The following is a 25,723-nucleotide window of genomic DNA, read 5'->3' as shown; positions in this document are numbered from 1 at the left end:
ACCGTCAGGGCGTGAAGCGGGTGATGGACGGGCTGGTGAATCCCGCCAGCAGCATCATGCCTGATATAGCGCAAGTCTTCCGGGTCCCCCCAAAACGCAAAAGCGCCCCCGCAGGGGCGCTTTCCGTTCATGAGCACAGTGCCGCGTCAGTCGCTGGTATGGGTCAGCTTGGGCACGTCCGAGGCGCCCGCCGAACCGCGCCCGGAGAGCGAGGGGTTCTCCATGAAGAAGCGGTGGCAGTTGAACGAGAACTCGCCCTCGGGCACCGGATAACGGGTGAATTTGCCCGAGGGCTCCATGACCCAGCTTTGTGCCGTGTCGGCCAGGTTCGCCGCCATGACCTGGCTGACGATCTGCGCCTTGACCGTGGCATTGTGGATCTCGACCCCGGTTTCGACCCGGCGGTTCAGGTTGCGGCCCATCCAGTCGGCGGAAGAGATGAAGACCCGCGCCTTCTTGCTCGGCAGGCCGGACCCGTTTCCGAAACAGACGATCCGCGAATGTTCCAGGAACCGGCCAACGATGCTTTTGACCCGGATGTTGTCGGACAGGCCCTTGATGCCCGGCCGCAGCCCGCAGATGCCGCGAATCACGCAATCGACCTTCACGCCGCCCTGGCTGGCGCGATAGAGCGCGTCGATCATGTCCGGCTCGATCAGCGAGTTCATCTTGATCCAGATCTGCGCCGGGCGGCCCGCCTTGGCGTGTTCGATCTCCTGGTCGATCATCGCGATCATACCGGTCTTCAGCGAATGCGGCGAGATCAGCAGGTTCTCCAGCCCGGCGGGCATGGCGTAGCCGGAGAGATAGTTGAAGATCTTGGCCGCATCCCGCCCCAGCGCCGCGTCACAGGTAAAGAACGACAGGTCGGTGTAGATCTTGGCGGTGATCGGGTGGTAGTTGCCGGTTCCCCAGTGGGTATAGGTCACCAGCCGGTCGCCCTCGCGCCGGACGACCTGGGAAATCTTGGCGTGGGTCTTCCAGTCGAGGAAGCCATAGACCACATGCGCGCCCGAGCGTTCCAGCCGCCGCGACTGGCGGATGTTGGCGGCTTCGTCGAACCGCGCCTTGAGCTCGACCAGCGCGGTCACCGACTTGCCGTCCTCCGCCGCCTCGCAGAGCGCCTCGACGATGGGAGAGTTCTTGGAGGTCCGGTAAAGCGTCTGCTTGATCGCCACAACGTCCGGGTCCAGCGCCGCCTGCTTGAGAAAGCGGACCACCATGTCGAAGGTCTCGTAGGGGTGATGCAGCAGCATGTCTTTCTGCTTGATCGCCTCGAACATGTTGCCGTCGTGGTCCTGCACCCGTTCCGGAACCCGTGGCGTGAAGGAGGGCCACAGAAGGTCGGGGCGGGCGTCGATCACGAGTTCCTTGGTGTCGGCCACGCCGATCATGCCTTCAAGCTCGATCACTTCCTCGGGGCGGACGTGCAGCTCGTCCATGACGATCTTGCGCAGCCCCTCGGGGGCACCCTTGGTGACGGTCAGGCGCACGACCTCGCCGCGGCGGCGGCGCTTCAGTGCCACCTCGAATTCGCGCACCAGGTCCTCGGCCTCTTCCTCGACTTCCAGGTCGCTGTCGCGCAGCACGCGGAAGCCGAAGTGATCCTTGACCCGGTAGCCCGGGAACAGGCTGTCGATGTGCAGCAGCAGCACGTCCTCAAGCTGGATGAAGCGGTGTTCGCGGTCGCCGGTGGGCAGCTCCATGAACCGGTCGATCTGCTGCGGGATCGGCAGGAGCGCCTGCAAGGGCCGCTTGTCGCGGATGCGTTCCAGTTGCAGCGCCAGGCAAAACCCCATGTTGGCGATGAAGGGGAAGGGGTGCGCCGGGTCGATCGCCAGCGGCGAGAGCACCGGAAAGACCTGCGCCAGGAAGGCCTCTGCCAGATATTTCACATCCGCCTCGGTGAGGTCGGAGCGGGTGACGATGGACATGCCTTCCTCGGCCATCAGGTCGCGCAGCAGCGTCAGCACGCGCTGCTGTTCGGCCATCAGGCTGCGGGCGTCTTCGTCGATCAGCACCAGCTGTTCGGCCGGCGTCAGGCCGTCGGCGGCGGGGGTGGTATTGCCGTTGTGGGCCAGCTCGCGCAGGCCTGCGACACGGACGGTATAGAACTCGTCCAGGTTCGCCGCCGAGATCGACAGGAAGCGCATCCGCTCCAGCAGCGGGACACGGGGATTCTCGGCCTCTTCCAGCACCCGCCAGTTGAAACCGAGCCAGCTCAGCTCGCGGTTGTGGAAACGTCCCGGGCCGGCCGGATCGAGGTCCGGCAGGTCGGTGGCGGGCGGCAGCGGGGCTTTGAGAAAGTCGGCTTGAGTCATGGGGCGCTTATGCCTCCGCAAGTGAAACAGGTTTATGACGGCGCGCGGGTGACGTGCCTGAAGATCGTGGCCGGTGGTGCCCGACAGGTGCCGGTGCGGACGGATCAGTCCTGCGCGCCACCGGGATCGTGCCGCGAGGTGCCGCGATCCTCGGCCCCGGGCGGCACCAGCCGCGACAGCACCCGCGCCGCCATCGGGCGGGTGATGTCACGCTGATGGGCCAGCGCCTCGGCGTCCAGCGCCGCCACCAGCCGCGCCGCCGTGGCATAGCTGCGCGGCATGTGGCGCACAAGGTAGGACAGGACCTCGGGACTGGGCAGCAATTGGCGGTCGGCAAAGAGCTTGGCCAGCAGGGCCGCCAGCAGGGAATCGTCCGGCTCGCTGATCTGGGCCAGCTGGGCGTGCATCATGCGGCTGGCCAGGTCGGGCAGGACAAGCGGCCAGTGCGCGGGCGCCCGTGTCGCCGTGACCATCAGCGTGCCGCCGTTCGCCAGCACCAGGTTGTGCAGGTGAAACAGCATTTCCTCGGCGGGGCGGTCGCCGGCGATCTCCTCGATGTCCTCGACGCAGACCGGGCCGCCCGCCAGCGCGGGGATGGTCTCGGGGGTGAGATCGCGGGCCTTGACGATCCGCGCCCCCGACTGCGCTGCCCAGACATGTGCCAGGTGGGTCTTGCCCGATCCCGGCGGCCCGACCAGCACCAGCTTGTGCGAGGGCCAGGCGCGCCAGCCCTCGATCTGGGCGACTGCCAGCATGTTGGCGGGACTGACAAAGAAATCCTCCCAACCCAGCGCCGTCCGCGACGGCAGGGGCAGGGGCAACTGGCTGGCCGTGCTCATCTGTCGTCGCTTTCGAAAAAGCTCTCGCGCGCAGAGATGCCCAGGAACAGGCGCGAGCCCTTGTATTGCTGGATCGCGAAGCGGATCAACACACCCAGCGCCGCCGCCAGCGGCACCGCCACCAGGAGGCCGACAAAACCGAAGAGCGTGCCGAAGACCGACAGGGCCAGCAAGAGCCAGACCGGGTGCAGCCCGACCGAGTTGCCCACCAGGTTGGGGGTCAGGATATTGCCCTCGACGAACTGGCCGAACTGGAAGATCGCGTAGACCGCCACGATCCACCACCATTCGCCCCAGAACTGGAAGATCGCCAGCCCCACCGCCAACACCCCGCCGACGATGGCGCCGACATAGGGAATGAAGGTCAGCGCCCCGGCGATCACGCCCACCACCGGCCCGAACTGCAGCCCCACGGCCCAGAGCGCCAGTGCGTAGTAGCCGCCCAGGATCAGGCAGACCGACCCCATGCCGCGGATGAAGCCCGCCAGCACCCGGTCGACCTCTGCCGCGAGGCGGCGGACCACCGGCTTGTGGTCGAGGGGCAGCATGTCGTCCACCCGTTCGACCATCCGGTCCCAGTCCATCAGCAGGTAGACCGCCACGACCGGCGTGATCAGCAGCAGCATGACCAGGTTGAGCAGCGAGCCCACCGAGGCCAGCGCCGCCTGGATCAGCTGGCCGCCGCGCTGCTTGATCGTGTCGCCAAGGTCGATCAGCGTGGTCCGGACCACGCTGCCCTCGTCCATGATGTTGGGGAACCGTTCGGTCAGAAAGGCCTGCAGGTCGCGGAACAGCTGCGGCGCGAATTCGAACAATGCGATGGCCTGCTGGATCAGCAGCGGGATTACCGCCAGCGTCATGACGACAAAGAGGATCAGCGCCGCCACGGTGATCACCGCCGTCGCCGCCCCGCGTTTCAGCCCGGCGCGTTCCAGCGCGTCGGCCACCGGGTCCAGGCAATAGGCGATGGCGCCGCCCAGGATGAAGGGCAACAGCACGTCTCCCAGGAACCAGAGCACGACAGAAAAGACCGCTGCCGCGATCCCCCAGTACTTCATCTGATCCCTTACGGGCAGGGCCATTTGCTATCCTTTCGAACATGTCCTTCATCGCCCGTATATGGCCGGGATTCAAGGATTTGCACGTCACGGCCCTGCGAAAACTGGGGAGTGTTCGGTGGATGAATGCCCTAGGATATCACCTTGCCGCGTTCAGCGGCGATCTCTGCCTCCAACCGGCGCATCAGGCGGCGGCGCTTCAGCGGGTTGCGGGTCAGCCCGCGCAGCGCCTCTCGTCCCCGGATCCGGGCCTGATCCGCCAGATAATCCGCCCGTTCGACCGACCCGTCGACGGTGGTGTCGAAACAGGACAGAGCGGTGCGCGCGACGGTTTCGTAGATCTCTGCGTCTGTAGGGGGCGGAGGGGCCGCCGCCTCGGGCGCCTCTTCGGACGAACGCGGGGTGGGGGTGACATATCGGGCAAGGCAACGGTCGAACTCGCGCCTCAGCGCGGGCATCTCCCGGTCTGGCACGTGCCGAGTGCCCTCCAGGAAGTCCTGCACCAGCACCATCTCGGCCCGCGCGCTTGTCCGCGTGCTCTCGGGCATCATCTCCCAGACCTCCGCCATCCTCGGCGCGATGTCCTTCTTGTGCACTCGGTCCTCCCGCCTTGCCGTCGGGCAGGTTATCCGGTTGTGCCCCCACTGTCAGCCCGCTCGTGATCCCTTTGGATGGCGTTTCACACCCATCCTCCCGCCACTGCCCGCCAGGCCATCCCCGCGCGCCTCTTGCCCGCCATGATCCAACCCGCTACGAGAGGCAAAACCGCTGTTCCAGAGGACCAAAATGCGCCTGTCCCGCTACTTCCTGCCCGTTCTCAAGGAAACGCCCTCCGAGGCGCAGATCGTAAGTCATCGCTACATGCTGCGCGCCGGCATGATCAAGCAGGCCAGTGCGGGCATCTATTCCTGGCTGCCGCTGGGCTTCAAGGTGCTCAAGAACATCGAGAATATCGTCCACGAGGAGCAGATCCGCGCGGGCCATATCCCGATGCTGATGCCGACGCTGCAATCGGCCGATCTCTGGCGGGAATCCGGCCGCTACGACGATTACGGTGCCGAGATGCTGCGCATGAAGGACCGGCATGACCGCGACATGCTGTACGGTCCCACCAACGAAGAGCTGATCACCGACATCTTCCGCAGCCACGTCGGCAGCTACAAGGACCTGCCGCTGACGCTGTATCATGTGCAGTGGAAGTTCCGCGACGAGATCCGCCCGCGTTTCGGCGTGATGCGGGGCCGCGAGTTCTACATGAAGGACGGCTACAACTTCGACCTGACCAAGGAAGATGCGCTGCACGCCTACAACCGCCACCTCGTCAGCTACCTGCGCACCTACGAACGCATGGGCCTTCAGGCGATCCCGATGCGCGCCGACGGCGGGCCGATCGGCGGCGATTACACCCATGAATTCCTGGTGCTGGCCGAGACGGGCGAGTCCGAGGTCTTTTACGACAGCGAGATCACCGACCTGAAGTTCGGCGACCGCGCAATCGACTACGACAGCCACGCGGAATGCCAGGCGGTGCTGGAGGAGTTCACCTCGCGCTATGCCCGCACGGATGAAACCCACGACGAAGAGATCTTTGCCAAGGTCCCCGAGGCACGCCGCAGGCAGGCGCGCGGCATCGAGGTCGGCCAGATCTTCTACTTCGGCACAAAATACTCCGAGCCGATGGGGGCGACCGTGCAGGACGCCGAGGGCAACAAGGTGCCGGTGCACATGGGCAGCCACGGGATCGGTGTCAGCCGCCTGCTGGGCGCGATCATCGAGGCCAGCCACGACGACAAGGGCATCATCTGGCCCGAAGGCGTGACGCCGTTCCACTGCGGGATCGTCAACCTCAAGTCCGGCGACGCCGAGGCCGATGCCGCCTGCGAGGCGCTTTATGCCTCGATCACCGCGCTGGGGCTGGAGCCGCTCTACGACGACACCAACGAACGGGCGGGCGGCAAGTTCGCCACGATGGACCTGATCGGTCTGCCCTGGCGGATCACCGTCGGGCCGCGCGGTCTGAAAAACGGCGTTGTCGAACTGACCTCGCGCCGCACCGGCGAAAGCGAAGAGCTGCCCCCCGAAGAGGCGGTGGCGCGGATCGCGGCGATTTACAACAAGGTGCTGCCGGGGGCATGATCCGCGGGCGTCAGCCCCGGGAGACTTCATGCGTCACATAGTCCTGTCACTGTGTATCGAGCTGGGCCTTTGCGGTCCGGCCCTTTCTGAAACCGTGGGCCGGTTCGGAGTCTCGGCCAGCTTGCCCCAGGGCTACGAAATCGGCCCTCGCCCGGGCAATGACGACGGGCGTGCTTTCTTCTATCCCGATGGCGCCGAAATCCGTCTTTGGGGCGGCTGGGTGATGGAGCCGCTGGCCGTGGAGCGCGCCAATCGGCGTGGATACTACTTACAGGACGGCGCCGAGATCACCTATGACGCGGCGGGGGCGGACTGGTTCGTGCTCTCGGGCTACGCCGGCGAGACTATCTTTTATCTGCGGGTCGAGGCGGGCCGCACCTGCGGCGGCGAAGAGGCGCTGGCCTACCTGGAAATCCGCTATCCCGAGGCGCAGCGCGCCCGCTACGATCCGCTGATCGCGGGCATTGCGCGTTCGCTAGGGTTCGGCCCGTGCTGAGGGCCTTGGCACTGGTCCTGGCACTGGTCCTGGGGGTGGCCGCCGCACCGGTTCTGGCCCAGTCCGACCGCGTGGCGCAGGAATGGGACAAGTGGCTGAAGGCGCAGGGCAATCCACCCGGCGCGCTGGTCTTCCTGATCGGGGACAGCCTGTTGCTGGGGCAGGACAGCGGCTTTGACCCCGATCTGGCGGTGCCCATTGCCAGCCTGTCCAAGGGGATCACCGGGCTCTGCGCCCAGGCCCTGGTGGACGAGGGGCTGATGGCCTGGGACGATCTGCTGAACCGCTGGATCGAGGGGGGCGGCACCATCACGCTGGCCCAGCTCGTGACCCATACCTCGGGCCTCTGGCCGGATGAAACGCAGGGTGCAATGGCCCTGTGGCGCGGTGACACCACCCGCCGCTGGCAGGAGGTGACGGCCAATGCGCTCGACCGGGACCGGCAAGGGGGCAGGCGCGGCAGCTACCGCTACAACAACGAGAATTACGCGATCCTGGGCCTGGTGATCGAGGAGGTCGCGGGGGAGTGGTACGATAAGGCCTGCGCCTCCCGCGTGCTGGAACCGCTGGGGATCACCACGGCGCGGCTCTCGCCCGAGTATGGCGGTTATGGCCCCTGGGGCGGCTGGCAGATGTCGGTGCGCGACTACGCGCGGCTGATGCGCGGCGGTTTCGCGACGATGGACCCGCGGGACACCCCCTCGGCCAGTCTGGGCGGCGGCGCCTTCTACGGGCTGGGGATGCTGTTCCGCACCGGGCGTGACACGGCCAACCACTGGCATTTCGGCGCGCTTTGTTTCGAGGACGCGGGCCTGGGCGCCTTTGCGGTCAACTGGGCGGGGAAATACACCGTGGTCGCGGCCTATGGCGCCTGTGTCGACGGCAAGGCGATGGCGGGACTGGACGCGGCGCTGGCGCGGGCGGTTTTCGCCGACTGACCCCCGGCGCACGCTTTCCCCTCGTCCAAGGCTGCGCTTTCTGGCATTCTGGGGCCAAGATCGCCAGCAGACGCGACGGGAGGCACAGGCAGATGTTCTTGCGGGTATTGACCCTTGCAGCCGGGCTGACAGGCGCGGCGGGCCTGTCGCAATTCCCCGAGTATTCCCAGCAATACATGCAGCGCCTCGGCGGTACGGTGGATGAACTGGCGCGCCAGGTCACGCGCTACGAGGGTGACGCCGCCCGGGTGGGGATGGACCTGGACGCCTACCTGGCCGCGCTGGCCGAAGAGGGCGACATGGCGCGGACCCAGGCAGGGAACATGGCCAGCGACATCGCCCGGCACGAACGCCTGTCGGCGGCGCTGGCGCGGCTGGAAGGGGCCGGGCCCTTCATGCGCGCGAAACTGGCCTTCGAGGTGCTGCCCGACAGCGAGGTGGCCGCGCGCGCCTTCGAGACCTACAGGCCCGCGGTGCCCGCAACCTTCGAAGGCGCGGTCTTTGCCGGGGCGGGTTTCCTTGCGGGCTGGGCGGTTCTGGCGCTGGGCTTTGCCATCCTGCGGAGGTCCTGGCGGATCATGACCGCACCCCTGCGCGGACGGGGCGAGACGCCGAACCGGGGCGAAGCCTGAGGCAGAGGGCACGCCAAGGTGGCAAGAGGTCCGGTGTCAGGCCCTGGACGCGGTCGCAAAGGCGGTCAGGCGACCGCCTCGACCTCGGCCACGATGCCGTTGACGACCTGGCTCAGCAGGTCTTCGTCCTCGCATTCCGCCATGACGCGGATCAGTGGTTCGGTGCCGGACTTGCGGATCAGCAGCCGGCCCTTGCCGGTCAGCATCCCCTCGGCGTCCTCGATCGCCTTTTTCACGCTGTCGACATCCAGCGGCAGCGCACCGGCGCCATAGCGCACGTTCCTGAGCAGTTGCGGCACGCGGGTAAAGCTGTGGGTCAGCTCCGAGGCGCGCTTGCCGGTGCGGACCATTTCCGACAGGAACTGCATCCCGGCCATCAGCCCGTCGCCAGTAGTGGCGTAATCGGTCATCACGATGTGGCCCGACTGTTCTCCGCCCAGGTTCCACCCGCCCGATCGCATCGCCTCGACGACATAGCGGTCGCCGACCTTGGTGCGTTCCAGCCGCAGGCCCCGGTCATCCAGGAACCGTTCCAGCCCCAGGTTCGACATGACCGTCGCCACAAGGGTGCCGCCCTTCAGCCGGTCCTCTTCGGCCCAGCGGGCGGCCAGCAGCGCCATGAACTGATCGCCGTCGGCCACCTGGCCGTTCTCGTCGATCAGGATGATCCGGTCGGCGTCGCCATCCAGGCACAGCCCCACGTCGGCGCCATGCCGGCGCACCGCCTCGGCGGCGGCTGCGGGCTTGGTCGAGCCGCAGTTGTCGTTGATGTTCAGACCGTTGGGCGCGGTGCCGATCTGGACCACGTCGGCGCCCAGCTCCCACAGCACCTCGGGCGCGGTCTTGTAGGCGGCGCCGTTGGCGCAATCGACCACCACCTTGATCCCGTCCAGCCGCAGCCCGTGGGGCAGGGTGCTCTTGACCCGCTCCTGGTAGCGGAAGCGGCCATCGTCGATCCGGCGGGCGCGGCCGATGTTGTCGGGCTGAGCCGGGCGCACGCCAGCCTCGACAAGCGCCTCGATCTCGGCTTCGACGCCATCGGACAGCTTGAAGCCATCGGGGCCGAAGAACTTGATGCCATTGTCGGCGGCGGGGTTGTGGCTGGCCGAGATCATGATCCCCAGGTCGGCCCGCATCGAGGTGGTCAGAAGGCCCACGGCGGGCGTCGGCACCGGCCCCAGCAGCAGCACGTTCATGCCCGTCGAGGTCAGCCCGGCGGTCAGCGCGTTTTCGAACATGTAGCCCGACAGGCGCGTGTCCTTGCCGATCACGACACGGTGGACGCCCGAGTGTTCGTTGCGGAAATAACGCCCCACGGCCGCGCCCAGCATCAAGGCCATCTCGGCCGTCATCGGGTAGGTGTTGGCGGTTCCGCGCACACCGTCGGTGCCAAACAGCTTGCGGCTCATGGAAAACTACCTCTCGAAATGGCCCGCCACATGGCCAGCGCCTGGGCGGTTGCTGAAACATCGTGGACGCGGACGATCTGCACCCCCTGCGCAGCCACCGCCTGCGCCACGGCGACAGAGCCGGAGACCCGCTCGGCAGAGGTTTCGACCCCGGAAATCTTGCCGATGAACCCCTTGCGCGAGGCGCCCACCAATACCGGACAGCCGAGACCGTGGAACAGCGCCACGTCGCGCAAGAGCGTCAGGTTGTGGTCGATCGTCTTGCCGAAGCCGATGCCGGGATCGACGATGATCCGCGCACGGGGAATGCCCATCTCTTCGAGCATTGCGACCTGCGCGGCCAGGAAATCGTAGACGTCCAGCAGCACGTCGTCATAGCGCGGGTCCTGTTGCATGGTTTCCGGGTCGCCGCGCGCGTGCATCACGCAGACAGGCAACCCCCGGTCGCGGCAGTAATGCGCCAGCATCGGATCGTAGGTGAAGCCCGAGACATCGTTGACCAGCGCCGCGCCGGCCGTGACCGCCGCATCCGCCACCGAGGACTTGCGCGTGTCGATCGAGATCGGCGTGGCCAGTTCGCGCGACAGGGCGGTGATCACCGGCTCTATCCGCGCGATCTCGGCCTCGTTCGGGACGGGCAGGGCACCGGGGCGCGTGCTTTCGCCGCCGACGTCGATGATATGTGCGCCCATGCTGACCATGCGGCGCGCCCGCTGCACCGCCTTGGCGGCGCTCTGGTGGCTGCCGCCGTCCGAGAAACTGTCCGGCGTGACGTTGAGGATGCCCATGATGCGCGGGCTGTCCAGAACCATGCCGGCGATGGCGGCCCGGGGCGCGGACAGGCGCGTGCGCCAGTCCTCGGGGATCTCGGAGACGGAAACGCTGCGCGGCGGCGCTTCGCGGCTGTAACGGACGGCCTGCGCGAACCAGCCCGGCCCGCCCGCGAGGTCGAGTGCGTCATCGGGGCGGGGGCTGTCAAAACGGACGACGGGACGGAAATAGACGCTCATGCGGGGTGACTGACCGATCCGGAAAGACTTGGCAAGCGGTTAGAACAGCGAGGTGCTCGGGGGGAGCGCACGGGCCGGAACCGTGGCCTCTTCCGGCAGGTCTTCGCCGATCACCAGCAGTTCGCAGGCATCCAGTTCGCCCGCGAACCAAGCCGCCAGCGCGACGGAATCGCGGGGCTGCGCCTGCGGGCCCTGGGTTGCGTCCAGCACGACCTTGGAGGGCGCCCAGACGCAGATCTGGCCGTTCTTCATCGCCCAGTCCAGTTCCGTGCGGGTGGCGACCACCTTGGCCCGGTCGTCGCGCGCGGCCAGGCACCAGGCGTTCTGCTCGATCGACAGCAGGTCGACCCGGCGCTGGGTCATCTTGTGCCCGGTCTGGGGAATCTCGGTGTCGGGGCGCCCGACGCAGAGGATCAGCGGTGCCCGCCGCGCCTCGAGCTGGTCCAGCCAGGACGCCAGCCGGGGATCCGCCATCGCCGCGTTCGACAGGTAGACGACCCGCGCGTGCGGGCGCTCCTGGGCCATTTCCTCGGCGATTTCGCCCAGCTGGTCGGCCACGTCGCGGCGCGAGCGCACGATTTCCACGCCAAGCGCGCCGGGACCACGGTCCAGCTTTTCGACCCGCACGAAGGCGCGCAGGGCCTGCGGCTCCAGCAGGATACGTTCCGCGATGCGTTCGGCCAGCGTTTCCAGCAGGTTGAGACGCTCTGCCTCAAGCTCGTGGCTGATCGCCTCTGTCACGCGGTCGTAGGACAGGATGCGGTCCACGTCGTCGTCCAGCGTGCCGGTAAAGGGGATGACCTCGACCACCACGTTGAAACGCACGCGTTGTTTCTGGCCGCGTTCGGCCTGGAAGGCGCCGATGTCGACCTCGACCACATGGTCGCGCACCGAGATGCGGTCATGTGGCGTGTCGCCGGCGGTGGCGACGCTGCGTTCGGAAGGATGGGCAAAGGCTAGGCGGATATCGCTGGGCATGGCGGCCCCTGTCTGTTGTATGATGGCTCGTGGTAACGAAAAGGGCGCCCCACGGCCAGCCGCAGGCGCCCTTTTGCGAACCGTTGGCGACGGATTATTCGCCGCGCCAAGTGTGGCGGTAGAAGATATGGACCCCGTGGGCAAAGGTCTTGGTGTATTTCCGCGACCAGTCGGGCGAGACCCAGGTGGCGTGGTAATGCGTGGCGCCCTTGGTCAGGCCGGTGGCCTTGCCGTCCAGCACGGCGCGGGCGACCTTGCCCACCCGGTTCCAGGAGCGTTTGTCGTCGATGTGTTCCGGGCGGCCGTCGCAGGTATAGGTGAACTGGCAGGCGAACTTGCGCCCCGTGCCCTGGTTCACCACGCCGCAGACCGAGTTCGGAAAGCGTTTCGACGCGACCCGGTTCATGATCACCTCGGAGACCGCAAACAGCCCCTCGATGGTCTCGCCCCGGGCCTCGAAGTACAGCGCCTCCGCGAGGCAGCGCCATTGCGGGCCGCCCTCGGGCGCGGGCTGACGGGACAGCCAGGTCTTGTCATAGAGAAAGCCGCCGCCACCGGTCACCGTGCCGGCCGCGGCAGGTGTCGGTTTCACGGGCGTCACAAGCCCTTTCAGGTGGGTGTTGCCGACGCGCGCCAGCGCGCGGCTTTCGAGTGAAAGGAGAGTCTGCGCACTCCGGGCCGGGTCGGCAGAAACCGGGCCGGACGTCAGGGCCAAAGGTGCGGCAACGAGCGAAAATGCCGCAAGAACAAGGCCACGGCGCAGGGCAGTGGTCAGAAGTTTCATGTCGAAAAAATCCCCCAATCGAACATGCATCGCGTGGTGCCTCACGTCACGCGACGGGCCCAGCCATACCGAATAATGACAATTGGGTAAAGAATGCCGGGGGACGCATCGGCGGATTGCCCCCCGACTGTGACCCCTGACCCGCGCCCGGGGCGATTCCGGCCTTGCAGGCTTAGCGTTTGCGCGGCCCGTCCAGCCCGCGGTCACGCAGCGCAAGATGTGCTGCCGCCAGCCGTGCGACCGGCACGCGGAAGGGCGAGCAGCTGACGTAATCCATGCCTGCCGAGCGGCAAAAGGCAATCGATTCGGGGTTGCCGCCGTGTTCTCCGCAGATCGACAGGGTCACCGATGGATTGGTCGCCCGCCCGCGCTGCACGCCGGTGGCCACCAGCTCTCCGACGCCGTCGATGTCGAGCACATGGAACGGGTCTTCGTTGAACACGCCCTGGCTGACGTAGTCGGACATGAACCGGCCCGCATCGTCGCGCGACAGCCCGTAGGTCATCTGGGTCAGGTCGTTGGTCCCGAAGGACAGGAAATGCGAATAGGGCGCGATCTCATCCGCGCGCAGGCAGGCCCGCGGGGTCTCGACCATGACGCCCAGGCGATAGGTGATGTCACGCCCGCGTTCGGTGCGCACCGCTGCCGCGACGGCCTCGATCCGGGTGCGGATCAGGTCGACCTCGCGCTTGGCCGAAACCAGCGGCAGCATGATTTCCGGCACCACCGGCGGCGCGCCCTCGCGGCTGGCGTCCAGAGTCGCCTCGAAGATGGCGCGCGCCTGCATGTCGTAGATTTCCGGCACCGTGATGCCCAGCCGTACGCCGCGCAGCCCCAGCATGGGGTTGTATTCGCCCATCGCCTGCACCCGCCGCGTGACGTCCGAGACCGGCAGGTCCAGCGCCTCGGCCAGGTCGCGCAGCCCTGCGCGGTCGCTGGGCAGGAATTCGTGCAAGGGCGGGTCGAACAGGCGGATGCACACCGGCAGGCCCTCCATGATGCGGAAAAGTTCCGTGAAATCATTGCGCTGCATGGGCAGAAGCAGGGCCAGCGCTGCCTGCCGGTCCTCGACCGTGTCGGCAAAGATCATCTCGCGCATGGGGGTGATGCGGTCGGTCTCGAAGAACATGTGCTCTGTCCGGCACAGCCCGATCCCCTGCGCGGCGAAATTGCGCGCGGTGGCGGCATCGGCGGGGGTGTCGGCATTGGCCCGGATGCCGATGTCGCGCGCCTCGTCGGCCCAGCCCATCAGCGTGTTGAAGGCATCGTCGAGCGCCGCCTCGATCATCTCCGGCGCGCCGCGCAGGATCTGGCCCGAGGTCCCGTCGAGCGTGACCGTGTCGCCCTCGCGGTAGATGCGCCCGTCCTCGCCCTGGATGGTCTTGCGTTGCAGGTTGAAGTTCATCCGCGCCGCGCCCACCACGCAGGGCAGGCCAAGGCCCCGTCCGATCACCGCGGCGTGGCTGGTCATGCCGCCACGTTCGGTCAGCACACCCACGGCGGCATGCATCCCCCGCACGTCCTCGGGAGAGGTCTCGCGGCGCACCAGGATGCAGGGTTCGTTGCGCGCCGCGCTGGCCTGTGCCTCGGCGGCGGAAAAGACGATCCGCCCCGTGGCGGCGCCGGGGCTGGCGGCGATGCCGCGCCCGATGACCTCGCGCCGGGCCTCGGGGGCGACCTGCCGGTGCAAGAGCTCGCTGATGGCGCGCGGTTCGATCCGCAGCACCGCGTCCTCGGGCGTGATGATCCCGTCCTGGGCCAGCCGCACCGCGATGCGCAGCGCCGCGCGCGAGCTTGCCTTGACGCGCACCCCGTCGAGGATGTGGACCTCGCCGTCCTCGATGGTGAACTCGATCTGCATCTCGGCGCGCAGCTTGCGGCGCATCAGGTCGGCCTGGGCCTTGAGATCGGCAAAGGCCTTGGGTGCCAGCTCTTCGAGCGAGGGGCCGCGCGGGTCGCGTTCAAGGTAGAGGCTGGCGGCGCCGCCCTGCAGAGCCTCCCGGCCCTGGCTCTGGCTGAGGTAACGGCCGGTCAGCTGGCGCTTGCCGGTGTCCGAATTGACCAGTTGCAAGACACCCGAGCCGCATTCGCCATGCCCCAGCCCCAAGGCCATTTCCTGCACCACAAGGCCAAGTCCCGCGTCCACCGGTGCGCCCTTGGCCTGCCGCAACAGCCGGGCCGAGGTGCCTTCCCAGGCGCGGGCCATGCTGCGCAGCACCTCGCGCAGCTGGCGCGCCGGGTCCTGCGGGAACTGCTCCTCGGCCTCTTCCTCGTAGGCGCGCAGCGCGGCAGAGAGGCCGGCGGTGCCATTGTCCTCGATCTCGTCGAAAAGATCCGGGTCGAGCCGGGCGACATGGATCGCGTAGGCCTGCACGAAGCGCAGGTAGAGCCCGGCGGCGGCCTCCTTGCCGATTTCGTCGGACATGTCCACGAAACGGGCGTCGTTCATGCCGATGTTCAGGATCGCGCCAGGCCCGCCCCAGTCCGGATCCTCTGAAGAGGGGCGCACGCAGAGCAGGGCGCCCGGATCGAAGGCCGCGATAAGCGCGTCCATGTCGGGAAACCTGCCGGCGGCGATGCGATGCACCGCGTCGAAAGAAAGCGCCACCGTGCGTGGCACCGGCAGGTTGAGACGGACCAGTCTTTGCAGGCACTTGGCCCGCCCGCCGTGGGTCGGCGTGGACATGGGCGCGTCCTGGGTGATCAGGGTCACATGCGGGTTCTGGATATCGGGTTTCTGCACTGCAGCACCTCTGTGTTGGCGGGCAGAATACGCGCTGAGCGGCGCTTGGCAAGGCGGGAAACCGGATCGGGTGCGACGGGGGCGTGACGCACCCCTGGAACAAGGGCTTTGTGCGCCTCCGGCCGGGATCTTGGTCGCGCCTCCGACGCGGGCGCGGGCGCGCGGCGTCGCTCCCGCCCACCCACGCCGCGCCGCTGGTGGGACCTGCAGGGAACCCTGGGAATGTCACGCCCTTGGACGGGTTTTCGTCTTCCTGCCGGGAGGCGTCTGAGAGGCAGGTCTGCCCTCAGCGCGCCCTCTCGAGCCTCAAGACAAGCCGCCGCCCGTCAAGGATAATCCACGCGGGGCTGCGCCTCCGTGACCGATGCCGAAGCGCCGGGCGCAGGAGGAGAGGAGCGGCCCCCGGCTTCTTTGGTTTTCCAAATACCCTCGGGGGAGTCGACCGCAGGGAGACGGGGGCAGAGCCCCCTGCGGGGGTCGAATTATGCCTGCGGCCCGGGGGCCGCCCGTGTCAGTCCTTGCCGGCGCCTTAAGCGCAGGTTCAGGCTGACCGGGGCTCCGCCCTTTCGCGGCTAAAAGGCGCCACTGGCGCCTTTGTCGGGCTGCGCCCGGACCGCCGCTCACCCCTCGATCTTCGTCAGGTCGGCGACTTGCAGGCAGGTCTGGCGGATGCTGGCCAGCATGTTCAGCCGGTTGCGGCGGACCACCTGGTTCTCGGCGTTCACCTGCACCGCCTCGAAGAAGGCGTCGATGGGCGCGCGCAGGCCGGCCATCGCCTCCATCGCGGCGCCGAAATCCTCGTCCTTCATCGCGGGCGCGATGCGGGCCTCGGCGGCTTCGAGCGCGGCAAAGAGCGCGCGTTCCTCGTCGGTCTCGGCGAACTTCACGTCGGCGCCAAAGCTGTATTCGACGCCGTCCTTCTCCTCGGCCTGCGCCAGGATGTTGTTGGCGCGCTTGAAGCCCTGCAACAGGTTCTCGCCGTCGTCGGTCTTGAGGAAGGCGGAGAGCGCCTCGGCCCGGGTGACCAGCAGGCGCAGATCGTCGGTGCCCGGCATGGCAAGGCAGGCGTCGATCACGTCGTGGCGGATACCCTGGTCGCGCAGCCAGACCTTGAGCCGGTCGTGGAAGAAGCCCAGCAGGTCGTCGCTCAGGTCGGGGACGGGGGCCACGACCGGGGCGATCTCCTTGCCCCCGGTCGAGAGACGCTCACGCAGGGCGGCCCAGGCGGCGCCAAAGACGCCGTGATCGGCGATCTCGTCCACCAGTTCCTCAAGCTCGGCCAGCTGGGTGTCGTCCAGGTCGCCGTTCTTGAGCGCGATCTTGTGGCGCACCAGCTGCGCGTCGATGAACCGGTCGAGGTTGAGCCGCAACCCGTTTTCCAGCACCAGCCGGATCACGCCAAGGGCGGCACGGCGCAGGGCATAGGGGTCTTTCGAACCGGTGGGTTTCTCGTCGATGGCCCAGAAACCGGTCAGCGTGTCCAGCTTGTCCGCCAGCGCCACGGCGACAGAGACCGGCGCCGTGGGCACCGCGTCAGACGGGCCAAGCGGCGCATAGTGGTCTTCGCAGGCGGCGGCGACCTCGGCCGGCAGGCCCGCGGCCTCGGCGTAGTAGCGCCCCATCAGGCCCTGAAGCTCGGGGAATTCATAGACCATCTCGGTCGACAGGTCGGCCTTGGCCACATCCGCCGCCTCGCCGGCCAGGTGCCGGTCGGCACCGACGGCGGGCGCGATACCGCGCGCCAGGGCGGTGATCCGCGCGATCCGGTCGCGCTGGGATCCCAGCGCATGGTGGAAGGTCACGTTGCCCAGCCGTTCCGTCCAGGCCGAAAGCCCTTCGGACCTGGCCACGCGCAGGTCGTTTTCCCAGAAGAACTTGGCATCCGACAGACGCGCCGCCAGCACCTTCTGGTTGCCGGCGAGGATCGTGGCACCATTGTCCGAGGTCTCGATATTGGCGACGGTCACGAATTTCTCGATCCGGCCCGTGGCCGGGTTCTTCACCGAGAAGAATTTCTGATGTTCCTTCATCGAGGTCTGCAGCACCTCGGGCGGCAGGCCCAGGAACTCCTCGGCGATGTCGCCCATCAGCACAACGGGCCATTCCACCAGCCCTGCCACCTCGCGCAAGAGGCCCTCGTCCTCGACCACCTCCAGCCCGCGGGCAAAGGCCATGTTGGTGGCGTCATGCCAGATCGCATCGGCGCGCGCCTGCGGGTCAAGGATGACGAAGGCCCGTTTCAGGCGGGTCTCGTAATCCTCGAAACCCGTCACCTCGAAGGCGCCGTCGCCCATGAAGCGGTGTCCCTCGGTGGTCTGGCCGGCCTTGATGCCGTCGATGTCCAGGTCGATCGGATGATCGCCGGCCTCATCCGTCAGCAAGCACAGGATGCGGTGCAGCGGACGCACCCAGCGAAGCGATCCGGCGCCCCAGCGCATCGACTTGGGCCAGGGGAAATTGCGCACGGTCTTTTCAAGCTGCTCGGCCACGATCTCGGCGGCCGGGCGGCCCGGCGTGACCACGGTGGCATAGTAGAAGGCGCCCTTTTTCTCCTCGCGCTCTTCCAGCTGGTCGCGGGTGACACCGGCGCCGCGCATGAAGCCCTCCAGCGCCTTGTCCGGGGCGCCCACCTTGGGGCCGCGCCGTTCCTCGCGCAGGGTGGGGCTTTCGGCGCTCAGCCCGTGCACGGTCAGCGCAAGGCGGCGGGGCGTCGAAAAGGCCTCGGCCCCGGAATAGGTCAGCCCGGCCTCGACCAGTCCGTCCGTCATCAGTTTCTTGAGGTCCTGGGCCGCCTTGCCCTGCATGCGGGCGGGGATCTCTTCGGAGAAGAGTTCGATCAGAAGATCGGGCATTTATTGATCCTTCTCGAAACTGTCGCGGTCGGGGCAATCGTCCCCCAGCGGCGTGCCGTCATAGGCCTTGTCGCCGCAATCGTTGATCTCGTGCCAGACATAGCCGCGGCCATCGTCGGTGATCGCCACGACACGGTCGATGCCGAATTCCATGTTGCGGTGGCCGGTAAAGACGCGGGCGGTGCCAGCCTCGATCGCGTCGCCGATGGCATCGGCGTCGAAACAGTCGAACCAGCCGGGGGCATTGCGCGGCTCGGCGCCCTCGTAGGGTTTGTAGGTTTCTGCCGCCTCGGCGGGTGTCAGCGTGGTGGTGAAACAGGCGCGGTAGCGGATCGGCGAGCTGTCGGCGTCGATGCCCCGGAAATCGGCATAGGGGATCGCCGTGCGGCTGCCGTCCTGCGTGGTCAGCATGACGTCATCCGTTCCCGTCGGCACCACGTCCTCGTAGAAGTGGTAGACCTGCAGGTAATAGATCGAGACCCCCGCGATCAGGCCGCAGAGGACGATGGCGATGGCCATGAGCTTGCCAAGGGTCACGCGGCGTACCCCCCGGCCTCGGTCTGGGTGAAGGCATCGGCGCACATCTTGGCCAGCGTACGGACGCGGCCGATGTAGCTTTGCCGTTCGGTGACCGAGATCACGCCGCGCGCATCCAGCAGGTTGAAGATGTGGCTGGCCTTGATGCACTGGTCATAGGCGGGATGCGCCATGACGATGCGGCGGTCCATCTTGGGGTCCTGCGCCTCCTGGTCGAGGATGCGGGCGCATTCGGCCTCGGCCTCTTCGAAGTGGCGCAGCAGAACCTCTGTGTCGGCCACGTCGAAGTTCCAGCGCGAATATTCCTCTTCGGTCTGGCGGAAAACGTCGCCATAGGTCAGCGGCTGCGGGCTTTGCGGATCGTTGAAGGGCATCTCCATGACGTGATCGACGCCCAGGACATACATTGCCAGCCGTTCGAGGCCATAGGTCAGCTCGCCCGAGACAGGCGTACAGTCATGCCCGCCAACCTGCTGGAAATAGGTGAACTGGCTGACTTCCATGCCGTCGCACCAGACCTCCCAACCCAGGCCCCAGGCGCCCAGCGTCGGGCTTTCCCAGTCGTCCTCGACAAAGCGCACGTCATGCAGCGCCATGTCGATGCCGATGGCCTCGAGCGACCCGAGATAAAGCGCCTGCAGGTCCGGCGGGCTGGGTTTGATCAGCACCTGGAACTGGTAGTAATGCTGCAGGCGGTTCGGGTTCTCGCCATAGCGCCCGTCGGTCGGACGGCGCGAGGGCTGGACATAGGCCGCGGCCCAGGGGCGGGGCCCGAGCGCGCGCAGCGTCGTGGCCGGGTGGAAGGTGCCGGCGCCGACCTCCATGTCGTAGGGCTGCAGAATCGCGCAATCCTTGCCCGACCAATAGGTCTGGAGGCGCAGGATGATCTCCTGGAAACTGCGAGGCTTTTGCGGGCTCCCGGCCATGTCAGGGCTCCTTTTTTCGGCTGGCGCCTGATTAGGGCGGTGCGCGGGCGGGGTCAATCTGATAGGAGGTCTGCGCCTCACGTCCTTTTGGCGTGCATATGCCGGGGCTTCTGTTAAGACTCGGTCGGTGGATAAGGTTGAGATTTCAGAGCCAAAGGGTCCCTAACTCCCATGATACAAAGACTAATTTCGGTCTTCTTCGCGATGGTGCTGGTCGTCGCCTCGACGTTGGCGCAGCACGGTGCCTCGGCGCAGGCGGCGGATGACATCGTCTTCATCCAGGTCGAGGCGCGCACCTCGCTGGCCAGCGCGCAGGACAGCGTGCGCGATTACTCGGGCCGTCTGCCCGACGTGAACGGCTTTGCGCTGGGCGGCGGCTGGTACGGGATCGCGCTGGGGCCCTATACCCGCGCGCAGGCCGAGGCGCAGCTGAACGCGCTGTTGCAGGCGCGGCGCATCCCGGCGGACAGCTACATCGAGCCGCGCGAGACCTTTGGCCAGCAGTTCTGGCCGGTCGGCGTGAACAACGACGGCGCCCCCGTGGTGCCGGTGCCGCAGGACACGGCCGATCCGGCGGCACAGCCCACGCCCGCGCCGCAGGCAGACCCGGTCGCCGAGGCGCCCGTCACCGCGCCCGAGCCCGTGGTCCCCGCGATCCCCGAGGAAACCCTGCAGGAGGCCCGCGCCTCTGAACGTGCGCTGACCCGCGAGGAACGCGATGCGCTGCAGATCGCCCTGCAATGGGCCGGGTTCTACGAAGGGGCCATCGACGGCGCCTTTGGCCCCGGCACGCGCGGGTCCATGTCCCGCTGGCAGGAGGCCAACAACTTTGATCCGACCGGCGTGCTCAGCACACGCCAGCGCGCGGTCCTGCTGGGCCAGTACAACGCCGTTCTGGACGGCATGGGGATGGAGCTGGTGCAGGATGCGCGCACCGGCATCGCGATGGAACTGCCGCTGGGCGTGGTCGAGTTCGACCGCTACGAGTCGCCCTTCGCGATTTACAAGCCCAGGGGCGACCTGGGCGCGCGGGTCATCCTGGTCAGCCAGCCCGGCGACGCGGGCAACCTGGCGGGCCTGTATGAAATCATGCAGACTCTGGAGATCATCCCGGTCGAGGGCGAGCGCCGCCGCGATGCGCGGGGCTTTACCATCACCGGCCAGAACGACCGTATCGTGACCCGGTTCGAGGTCGGCCTGCAGAACGGCGAGATCAAGGGCTTTGGCCTGGTCTGGCCCGCCGGTGACGAGGAACGCCGCACCCGCGTCCTGAAGATCATGCAGGACAGCTATACCCGCATCGACGGCGTGCTTGACCCGGCACTGGTCAGCGACGATGGCCAGGCGGTCGACCTGGTCTCGGGCCTGAAGGTGCGCACCGCCAAGGCCAGCGCCACAGGCTTTTTCATCGAGGCGCGCGGCACGGTGCTGACCTCTGCCGCGCTGGTTGCCGGCTGCGAGCGGGTGACGCTGAACGGCGTGCATGACGCACGCGTGCTGGTCGTGAACGAGGAACTGGGCATCGCCGTGCTGACCCCGGTCGAACAGCTTGCGCCGCGCCGCGTGGCGCAGTTCCGCTCCGGCGAGTTGCGGCTGCAATCCGAGGTGGCCGTGGCCGGGTTTTCCTTTGGTGGCGTGCTGACCGCGCCGACGCTGACCTTCGGCACGCTCGAGGATCTGCGCGGCCTGGGCGGCGAGGACCGCATCAAGCGGCTGGCGCTTTCGGCGCTGCCTGGTGATGTCGGCGGCCCCGTCTTCGACAGTGGCGGCACGGTGCTGGGGATGCTGCTGCCCAAGGAGGCGCCCGGCGGGCGTGTTTTGCCGGAGCAGGTGAGCTTTGCCGCCAAGGGCGAGATGATCCTGGATTTCCTGCGCGACAACGGCATCCAGCCGGTGGCGCGCGGCGGTCTGACCCCGCTGGCGCCCGAGGACCTGACCAACCTGGCCGCCGAAATGACGGTGCTTGTCAGCTGCTGGTAAACCTGCCGAATGCGCAGCGCGAATGCCGCCCCGGTCGTCTGACCGGGGCGGTTTTCTTTGTGCCTTTGCCCATTTGGGCGGATGCAAGGCCGGCGGCCGCCGGAAACGGATCGCAAGCGCCGGAGTGCCAATCCAGGCCCTGGGGGCGTCGAAACACCCCGTTCTGCGCAGATCGAACGGACCCCGAGGGAGGGGTGCTGATCCGGTTTGCTGGTCGACCGGGAGCGGTTTTGCCCGATCCCGGTTAACCCTTGGTTTCCGCACCGTGCGGTGCCTAGCCGCGCAGCCGGTGATGCAGCAGGATCGGCACCACCAGGTCCTCTTCGTCGGTCAGGTGCCGGGCAAGGAACCCGCGCAGCGTCTCCGACAGGTCACGCACCGGGCGGGCCTCTTCTGCCATCTGGCGCGGCTCCAGCGAGGACAGCTGTACCACCCGATTGGCCGACCGCGTGAAACGGTCCAGCAGGTCGTCCAGCGCGACATGGTCGCTTTCCAGCATCTCCAGCCCGGCGGAAAAGCGCGGGTCGGCGGCCTCCAGCTCTGGAAAGAACCTGCGGTCCTCCCAGCTGTGGTGCCCGTGCAGGTTGCGCACCAGCAGGTTGCCGAAATGCGCCAGACGCCCGGCATAGGCCTGGTCCTCTATCTCCTTGTCCAGGAAAGCCTCTGTATCCTCCTGCAGGATCTCTCCAAGCTGGCGAAAGCCCTGGTGGGCGCGCATCCAGTTGCGGGTGCTGTCGGCAAGTCCCGGGTGTGCCTGCCAGCCATCGCGTGGCAGGTCCCGGAGCAGGGTCTGCATTTCAGTGGGCAGACCGCTGCGGGTCTCGATGTCGTAGGTCATGCGACCCAGATGGGCCGAATGTTATGATATAACAACTTGCGCGCTTGCACAGGGCAGGGGCCCCGGACGCACAGCAGGATGACCGGGGCCGAAACTCAGAGGGCAAAGTCATCCGCCGTCAGCCCGGTGACATTGGCCACCCGGATCTCGGCATCGGCGTTGCCATCGCCATCCACGTCCAGCTGCACGATGGTCGAACCGGTGGCGGTCTCGAACAGGCGCAATTCGGGGTTGCCCGAGGGGGCGAAGCCCGCCGTGCCGCGGAACTCGAAGACACCGGGGCTGAGGCCCGCGACAGAGATCAGGTCGACGCCCTGTTGGAAATCCAGGATCTGGTCGCGGTTGGCGCCGACCACGGTCTCGGCAGCGCTGCGGAAGACAAAGATGTCCGCATCCTGCCCGCCGGTCAGCAGATCCCTTCCCAGGCCGCCGGCCAGGGCGTCTTCGCCCGCCCGACCGCGCAGGATGTCGTTGTCCGCACCGCCTTCGAGCACGTCGTTGTCCGCGCCGCCATCCATCGTGTCGTTGCCGGGGCCGCCTTCGAGCAGGTCCTCGCCCTGCTGTCCGACGAGAAGGTCGTTGCCGAAGCCACCGTTCAACGTGTCGTTGCCCGCGTTGCCGTTCAGCGTATCGTTGTTATTGCCACCGTCCAGCAGATCGTTGCCATTGCCGCCCAGCAGCGTGTCGAACCCGGCACCGCCCTCCAGCGTGTCTTCTCCGTCCCGGCCCACCAGCAGGTCCTGGTCGTTGCCGCCGGCCAGGCTATCATCGCCGCTGCCGCCGGAAATCGTATCGTTGCCGTTCGAGCCTTGGATACCGCCGGAAACGATGCCTGCGTTCAGGGCCTCGTAGCGGTCGTTGCCGTTCAACAGGTTGAGGTTCCCGGTGATCACGCCGGAGTTGACGACGGAGTCTCCAACGTTGCTGGTCAGGACCGTCGTGGGGTCATTCTCATCGGCGATGATGCCGTGATTGACCAGTGTCGCGCCGGATGTCGCATCCATGTCGATGAAACTGGAATGAAGCGTGCCGGTGTTCATGAGCCGAGCCAGGAATCCCCCGGCCATGTCCAATGTGCCGCCGGCGAGGAATCCGGCATTGTTCAGGTAAAAGCTGTTCAGGTTCGCGCGCAGAGTGGTGAGGATCTGGGAATCCGTGAACGCCTCGCCGTGGTTGGTAAAGACGATGGTGACCGGCCCGGTCGCCTCGTAGGTGGCCAGCAGGGAACCCTGAGCGGTGATGGTGCCGAAGTTCGTCAGTCTGTGAATTCCTCCGGCCCCGCCAAGGTTGAAAGCCTCGCCGGTGTTGCCGTCGGAAATAATGGCCGAGACAGTGCCGTTATTGACGATCCGTGAATGGTCCGAATTCACGTTGAAGACAAGATAGCCGTAGAGGTCGCCGTCGTTCACGACGCCGGTTGTGCTGGTGCCGCTCGACAGCGTGACAATCGTTCCGGCCGAATAAAGGTCGACGAAATCGCGAATGGCCAGGGTGTCGCCGTTGTTGACGGTCACGCCGCTGTTCTGGCTTACGTTCTGAAACACTAGTGTCATGATCGGTTCCCTTGAAAAATGCCGGGACTAACGCCCTTCGAGCGCCCGGCCTTGTGGCAGGACCCCTTAAAAAAATGCGCCAGCAGAGCGCGCGAAAGGGCAGGGGGGCACTGGTGAATGCGTGCCATCATAGGGCAACGGGCACGAATCCCCAACGTCCGGAACCGAACAGGCCCCCGCAGGGGCCTGTCTTACGTCACCCGGCAGTGGGGAGGGGATCAAAGCACGAAGTCGTCCGCCGTCAGACCGGTGACATTGGCCACGCGGATCTCGGCGTCCTGGGTGCCGTCCCCATCGGTGTCGATCTGAACGATGGTCGACCCGGTGGCCGTCTCGAACAGGCGCAACTCCGGGTTGCCGGAGGGGTCGAAGGCACTGGTGCCCCTGAATTCGAAGACACCCGGCGACAGGCCCGCCACGGTGATCAGGTCCAGGCCCTGTTCAAAATCCAGGATCTGGTCGCGGTTGGCACCGACCACGGTTTCCGCCGTGCTGCGGAAGACAAAGACATCCGCATCCTGGCCCCCGGTCAGGAAATCCCGGCCCAGCCCGCCCGCCAGTTCATCCTCGCCGGCGCGGCCGCGCAGGATGTCGTTGTCGGCGCCGCCTTCAAGGATGTCGTCGCCGTTGCCGCCGTCCATCGTGTCGAGGCCGTCGCTGCCGTCCAGGAAGTCGCTGCCGTCCTGGCCGACCAGGATGTCGTTGCCGCTGTCGCCCAGGATCGTGTCGTCGCCGGCGTTGCCGTTGATGGTATCGTTTTCGCTGCCGCCCTCGATGTCGTCGTTGCCCGCGCCGCCGAGGATGAAGTCATCCCCCCCTTCGCCATCCAGCAGGTCGTCGCCGCCGCGACCGACGATGGTGTCGGCATCCGCGCCACCGTTGAAATCATCCGCGTTCTCGCCGCCAGCCAGGGTGTCATTGCCGAAGTCGCCAAAGACGGTGCCGTTGATGACGCCGCCGGTGTTGTCGAGCCGGTCGTCTCCAACGCCCATCTCGACGTCGCCGTTCATGACGCCGCTGTTGAAGATGCGATCGACACCGCCCCCCAATTCGGAAGTGTAGGCGAAACTTGTGCCGCCCGAGATCGTGCCGCTGTTGCGCAGAATGGTTGTGCCTGTACTTCCGCTAAAGAAGTTCGAAAAAATCCCGCCAGAGCCGCCCTCGATTGTACCCGAATTCACGATCGTGACATTGGCTGTCCCACCATCAAGGACAAGACCGTCCGATTCCCCGATGATCGTGCCGCTGTTGATGATGTCGATCGGGGCACCTCCGTCCGATGCCCGTGCGTCGATCGCATCCGCGCCGGCCAGGATGGTGCCGGTGTTTTGGATCCGCATCGTGGAGGTTCCCGACAGGAAGAACGTGTCGCCTTCGATTGAGTTGACGTAGCCTGATGGGCCCACAAAGGCCGTGAACGTCCCACCATCGTGTTCAATGGCGTTGTTGTTAACCAAAGTACTCGCGATCACGGACCCATTGATGCTCAGGTTGTTGAAACTACCGCTGGACGTGATGGCATCGCCGTTGACGACGAGATTGGCATCGGCATCGGTGAGGATACCGGTTTCGCTGCCGGTCAGGGTCTGCGCCGTGGTCGAAAAGCCGGTCAGGGTAAAGTCTGCCATTTGGTAAATCCCATTTGCACATTTTAAGGCCGATCCGAGAAGCCGGAGGGCCTGTCTCGATCAGG

The 25,723-nt window shown here is 66.8% G+C and carries 20 protein-coding genes; 5 read left to right on the top strand and 15 right to left on the bottom strand.

Annotation, left to right across the window (positions count from 1 at the left end):
• Positions 1-146: 146 nt before the first annotated feature.
• The 4 genes from G9Q80_RS19180 to G9Q80_RS19165 all read right to left on the bottom strand — a co-directional run bounded on the left by G9Q80_RS19180 (position 147) and on the right by G9Q80_RS19165 (position 4,814).
• Positions 147-2,321 carry an RNA degradosome polyphosphate kinase gene (locus G9Q80_RS19180; RefSeq protein WP_043144289.1) on the bottom strand — a complete coding sequence of 725 codons (2,175 nt, stop codon included), beginning with the start codon at positions 2,319-2,321 and terminating at the stop codon, positions 147-149.
• Positions 2,322-2,425: 104 nt separating this feature from the next.
• Positions 2,426-3,160: an HdaA/DnaA family protein gene (locus tag G9Q80_RS19175; protein WP_052244625.1), complete on the bottom strand. Its 735-nt coding sequence runs from the start codon at positions 3,158-3,160 to the stop codon at positions 2,426-2,428.
• Positions 3,157-4,242: an AI-2E family transporter gene (locus tag G9Q80_RS19170; protein ID WP_069209927.1), complete on the bottom strand. Its 1,086-nt coding sequence runs from the start codon at positions 4,240-4,242 to the stop codon at positions 3,157-3,159. The genes G9Q80_RS19175 and G9Q80_RS19170 overlap by 4 nt, the downstream gene beginning before the upstream one ends.
• A gap of 107 nt (positions 4,243-4,349) precedes the next feature.
• The gene (locus G9Q80_RS19165) at positions 4,350-4,814 is read right to left on the bottom strand and encodes a hypothetical protein (protein WP_133066431.1); all 465 of its coding nucleotides are present in this window, start codon (positions 4,812-4,814) and stop codon (positions 4,350-4,352) included.
• A gap of 190 nt (positions 4,815-5,004) precedes the next feature.
• Here G9Q80_RS19165 and proS point away from each other — a divergent pair, with 190 nt between their 5' ends.
• The 4 genes from proS to G9Q80_RS19145 all read left to right on the top strand — a co-directional run bounded on the left by proS (position 5,005) and on the right by G9Q80_RS19145 (position 8,420).
• Positions 5,005-6,354 (top strand): proline--tRNA ligase, encoded by a 1,350-nt coding sequence (proS, locus tag G9Q80_RS19160; RefSeq protein ID WP_043144292.1) that lies wholly within the window; start codon positions 5,005-5,007, stop codon positions 6,352-6,354.
• A 28-nt stretch (positions 6,355-6,382) separates the two neighbouring features.
• Complete coding sequence (locus G9Q80_RS19155; protein ID WP_157903849.1) at positions 6,383-6,850, top strand: hypothetical protein; 468 nt, start codon at positions 6,383-6,385, stop codon at positions 6,848-6,850.
• A complete protein-coding gene (locus G9Q80_RS19150) occupies positions 6,844-7,788 on the top strand; it encodes a serine hydrolase domain-containing protein (protein WP_157903850.1) in 945 nt (314 codons plus the stop codon). Before G9Q80_RS19155 ends, G9Q80_RS19150 begins: the two co-directional genes overlap by 7 nt.
• 92 nt (positions 7,789-7,880) lie before the next feature.
• Positions 7,881-8,420 (top strand): DUF2937 family protein, encoded by a 540-nt coding sequence (locus tag G9Q80_RS19145; protein WP_043144294.1) that lies wholly within the window; start codon positions 7,881-7,883, stop codon positions 8,418-8,420.
• Positions 8,421-8,485: 65 nt separating this feature from the next.
• Here G9Q80_RS19145 and glmM read toward each other — a convergent pair whose 3' ends face one another.
• From glmM to G9Q80_RS19105, 8 genes are all read right to left on the bottom strand, one after another.
• Positions 8,486-9,829, bottom strand: coding sequence for a phosphoglucosamine mutase (gene glmM / locus G9Q80_RS19140; protein ID WP_043144296.1), 1,344 nt, complete (start codon positions 9,827-9,829; stop codon positions 8,486-8,488).
• Positions 9,826-10,839: a dihydropteroate synthase gene (folP, locus tag G9Q80_RS19135; protein WP_088715837.1), complete on the bottom strand. Its 1,014-nt coding sequence runs from the start codon at positions 10,837-10,839 to the stop codon at positions 9,826-9,828. Before folP ends, glmM begins: the two co-directional genes overlap by 4 nt.
• A 39-nt stretch (positions 10,840-10,878) precedes the next feature.
• Entirely contained in the window at positions 10,879-11,817 is a 939-nt protein-coding gene (locus G9Q80_RS19130; protein WP_069209920.1) for a dihydroneopterin aldolase, read from the bottom strand.
• A 94-nt stretch (positions 11,818-11,911) separates the two neighbouring features.
• A complete protein-coding gene (locus G9Q80_RS19125) occupies positions 11,912-12,601 on the bottom strand; it encodes a cell wall hydrolase (protein ID WP_052244643.1) in 690 nt (229 codons plus the stop codon).
• Between the two features lie 172 nt (positions 12,602-12,773).
• A complete protein-coding gene (locus tag G9Q80_RS19120; RefSeq protein ID WP_209037643.1) occupies positions 12,774-15,287 on the bottom strand; it encodes a putative PEP-binding protein in 2,514 nt (837 codons plus the stop codon).
• 677 nt (positions 15,288-15,964) lie between these two features.
• Positions 15,965-18,196, bottom strand: a complete 2,232-nt coding sequence (gene glyS, locus G9Q80_RS19115) for a glycine--tRNA ligase subunit beta (protein WP_088715838.1) — start codon at positions 18,194-18,196, stop codon at positions 15,965-15,967.
• Complete coding sequence (locus tag G9Q80_RS19110; RefSeq protein WP_088715878.1) at positions 18,197-18,715, bottom strand: DUF6446 family protein; 519 nt, start codon at positions 18,713-18,715, stop codon at positions 18,197-18,199.
• Positions 18,716-18,729: 14 nt separating this feature from the next.
• Positions 18,730-19,659 carry a glycine--tRNA ligase subunit alpha gene (locus G9Q80_RS19105; RefSeq protein ID WP_088715839.1) on the bottom strand — a complete coding sequence of 310 codons (930 nt, stop codon included), beginning with the start codon at positions 19,657-19,659 and terminating at the stop codon, positions 18,730-18,732.
• Positions 19,660-19,830: 171 nt separating this feature from the next.
• Here G9Q80_RS19105 and G9Q80_RS19100 point away from each other — a divergent pair, with 171 nt between their 5' ends.
• Positions 19,831-21,639, top strand: a complete 1,809-nt coding sequence (locus tag G9Q80_RS19100; protein ID WP_043144308.1) for a serine protease — start codon at positions 19,831-19,833, stop codon at positions 21,637-21,639.
• A gap of 274 nt (positions 21,640-21,913) precedes the next feature.
• On the opposite strand, the gene G9Q80_RS19095 is transcribed toward G9Q80_RS19100, so the two are convergent.
• The 3 genes from G9Q80_RS19095 to G9Q80_RS19085 all read right to left on the bottom strand — a co-directional run bounded on the left by G9Q80_RS19095 (position 21,914) and on the right by G9Q80_RS19085 (position 25,658).
• Entirely contained in the window at positions 21,914-22,477 is a 564-nt protein-coding gene (locus G9Q80_RS19095) for a hemerythrin domain-containing protein (RefSeq protein WP_088715841.1), read from the bottom strand.
• Between the two features lie 95 nt (positions 22,478-22,572).
• Positions 22,573-24,030: a calcium-binding protein gene (locus G9Q80_RS19090; RefSeq protein WP_088715842.1), complete on the bottom strand. Its 1,458-nt coding sequence runs from the start codon at positions 24,028-24,030 to the stop codon at positions 22,573-22,575.
• 218 nt (positions 24,031-24,248) lie between these two features.
• Entirely contained in the window at positions 24,249-25,658 is a 1,410-nt protein-coding gene (locus G9Q80_RS19085; RefSeq protein ID WP_052244628.1) for a calcium-binding protein, read from the bottom strand.
• Positions 25,659-25,723 lie beyond the last annotated feature (65 nt).

It is taken from the genome of Mameliella sp. LZ-28 (assembly GCF_012274245.1).
GTDB lineage: Bacteria > Pseudomonadota > Alphaproteobacteria > Rhodobacterales > Rhodobacteraceae > Antarctobacter > Antarctobacter albus.
Note: the sequence above shows the minus strand (reverse complement) of the source record. Positions and strands in the feature narration are given on the sequence as shown.

Coding starts and splice junctions, on each gene's coding strand:
- G9Q80_RS19180 (WP_043144289.1), bottom strand. CDS start 2,321: ATGACTCAAGCCGACTTTCTCAAAGCCCCGCTGCCGCCCGCCACCGAC.
- G9Q80_RS19175 (WP_052244625.1), bottom strand. CDS start 3,160: ATGAGCACGGCCAGCCAGTTGCCCCTGCCCCTGCCGTCGCGGACGGCG.
- G9Q80_RS19170 (WP_069209927.1), bottom strand. CDS start 4,242: ATGGCCCTGCCCGTAAGGGATCAGATGAAGTACTGGGGGATCGCGGCA.
- proS (WP_043144292.1), top strand. CDS start 5,005: ATGCGCCTGTCCCGCTACTTCCTGCCCGTTCTCAAGGAAACGCCCTCC.
- G9Q80_RS19155 (WP_157903849.1), top strand. CDS start 6,383: ATGCGTCACATAGTCCTGTCACTGTGTATCGAGCTGGGCCTTTGCGGT.
- G9Q80_RS19145 (WP_043144294.1), top strand. CDS start 7,881: ATGTTCTTGCGGGTATTGACCCTTGCAGCCGGGCTGACAGGCGCGGCG.
- glmM (WP_043144296.1), bottom strand. CDS start 9,829: ATGAGCCGCAAGCTGTTTGGCACCGACGGTGTGCGCGGAACCGCCAAC.
- folP (WP_088715837.1), bottom strand. CDS start 10,839: ATGAGCGTCTATTTCCGTCCCGTCGTCCGTTTTGACAGCCCCCGCCCC.
- G9Q80_RS19130 (WP_069209920.1), bottom strand. CDS start 11,817: ATGCCCAGCGATATCCGCCTAGCCTTTGCCCATCCTTCCGAACGCAGC.
- G9Q80_RS19125 (WP_052244643.1), bottom strand. CDS start 12,601: ATGAAACTTCTGACCACTGCCCTGCGCCGTGGCCTTGTTCTTGCGGCA.
- G9Q80_RS19120 (WP_209037643.1), bottom strand. CDS start 15,287: ATGTCCACGCCGACCCACGGCGGGCGGGCCAAGTGCCTGCAAAGACTG.
- glyS (WP_088715838.1), bottom strand. CDS start 18,196: ATGCCCGATCTTCTGATCGAACTCTTCTCCGAAGAGATCCCCGCCCGC.
- G9Q80_RS19110 (WP_088715878.1), bottom strand. CDS start 18,715: ATGGCCATCGCCATCGTCCTCTGCGGCCTGATCGCGGGGGTCTCGATC.
- G9Q80_RS19105 (WP_088715839.1), bottom strand. CDS start 19,659: ATGGCCGGGAGCCCGCAAAAGCCTCGCAGTTTCCAGGAGATCATCCTG.
- G9Q80_RS19100 (WP_043144308.1), top strand. CDS start 19,831: ATGATACAAAGACTAATTTCGGTCTTCTTCGCGATGGTGCTGGTCGTC.
- G9Q80_RS19095 (WP_088715841.1), bottom strand. CDS start 22,477: ATGACCTACGACATCGAGACCCGCAGCGGTCTGCCCACTGAAATGCAG.
- G9Q80_RS19090 (WP_088715842.1), bottom strand. CDS start 24,030: ATGACACTAGTGTTTCAGAACGTAAGCCAGAACAGCGGCGTGACCGTC.
- G9Q80_RS19085 (WP_052244628.1), bottom strand. CDS start 25,658: ATGGCAGACTTTACCCTGACCGGCTTTTCGACCACGGCGCAGACCCTG.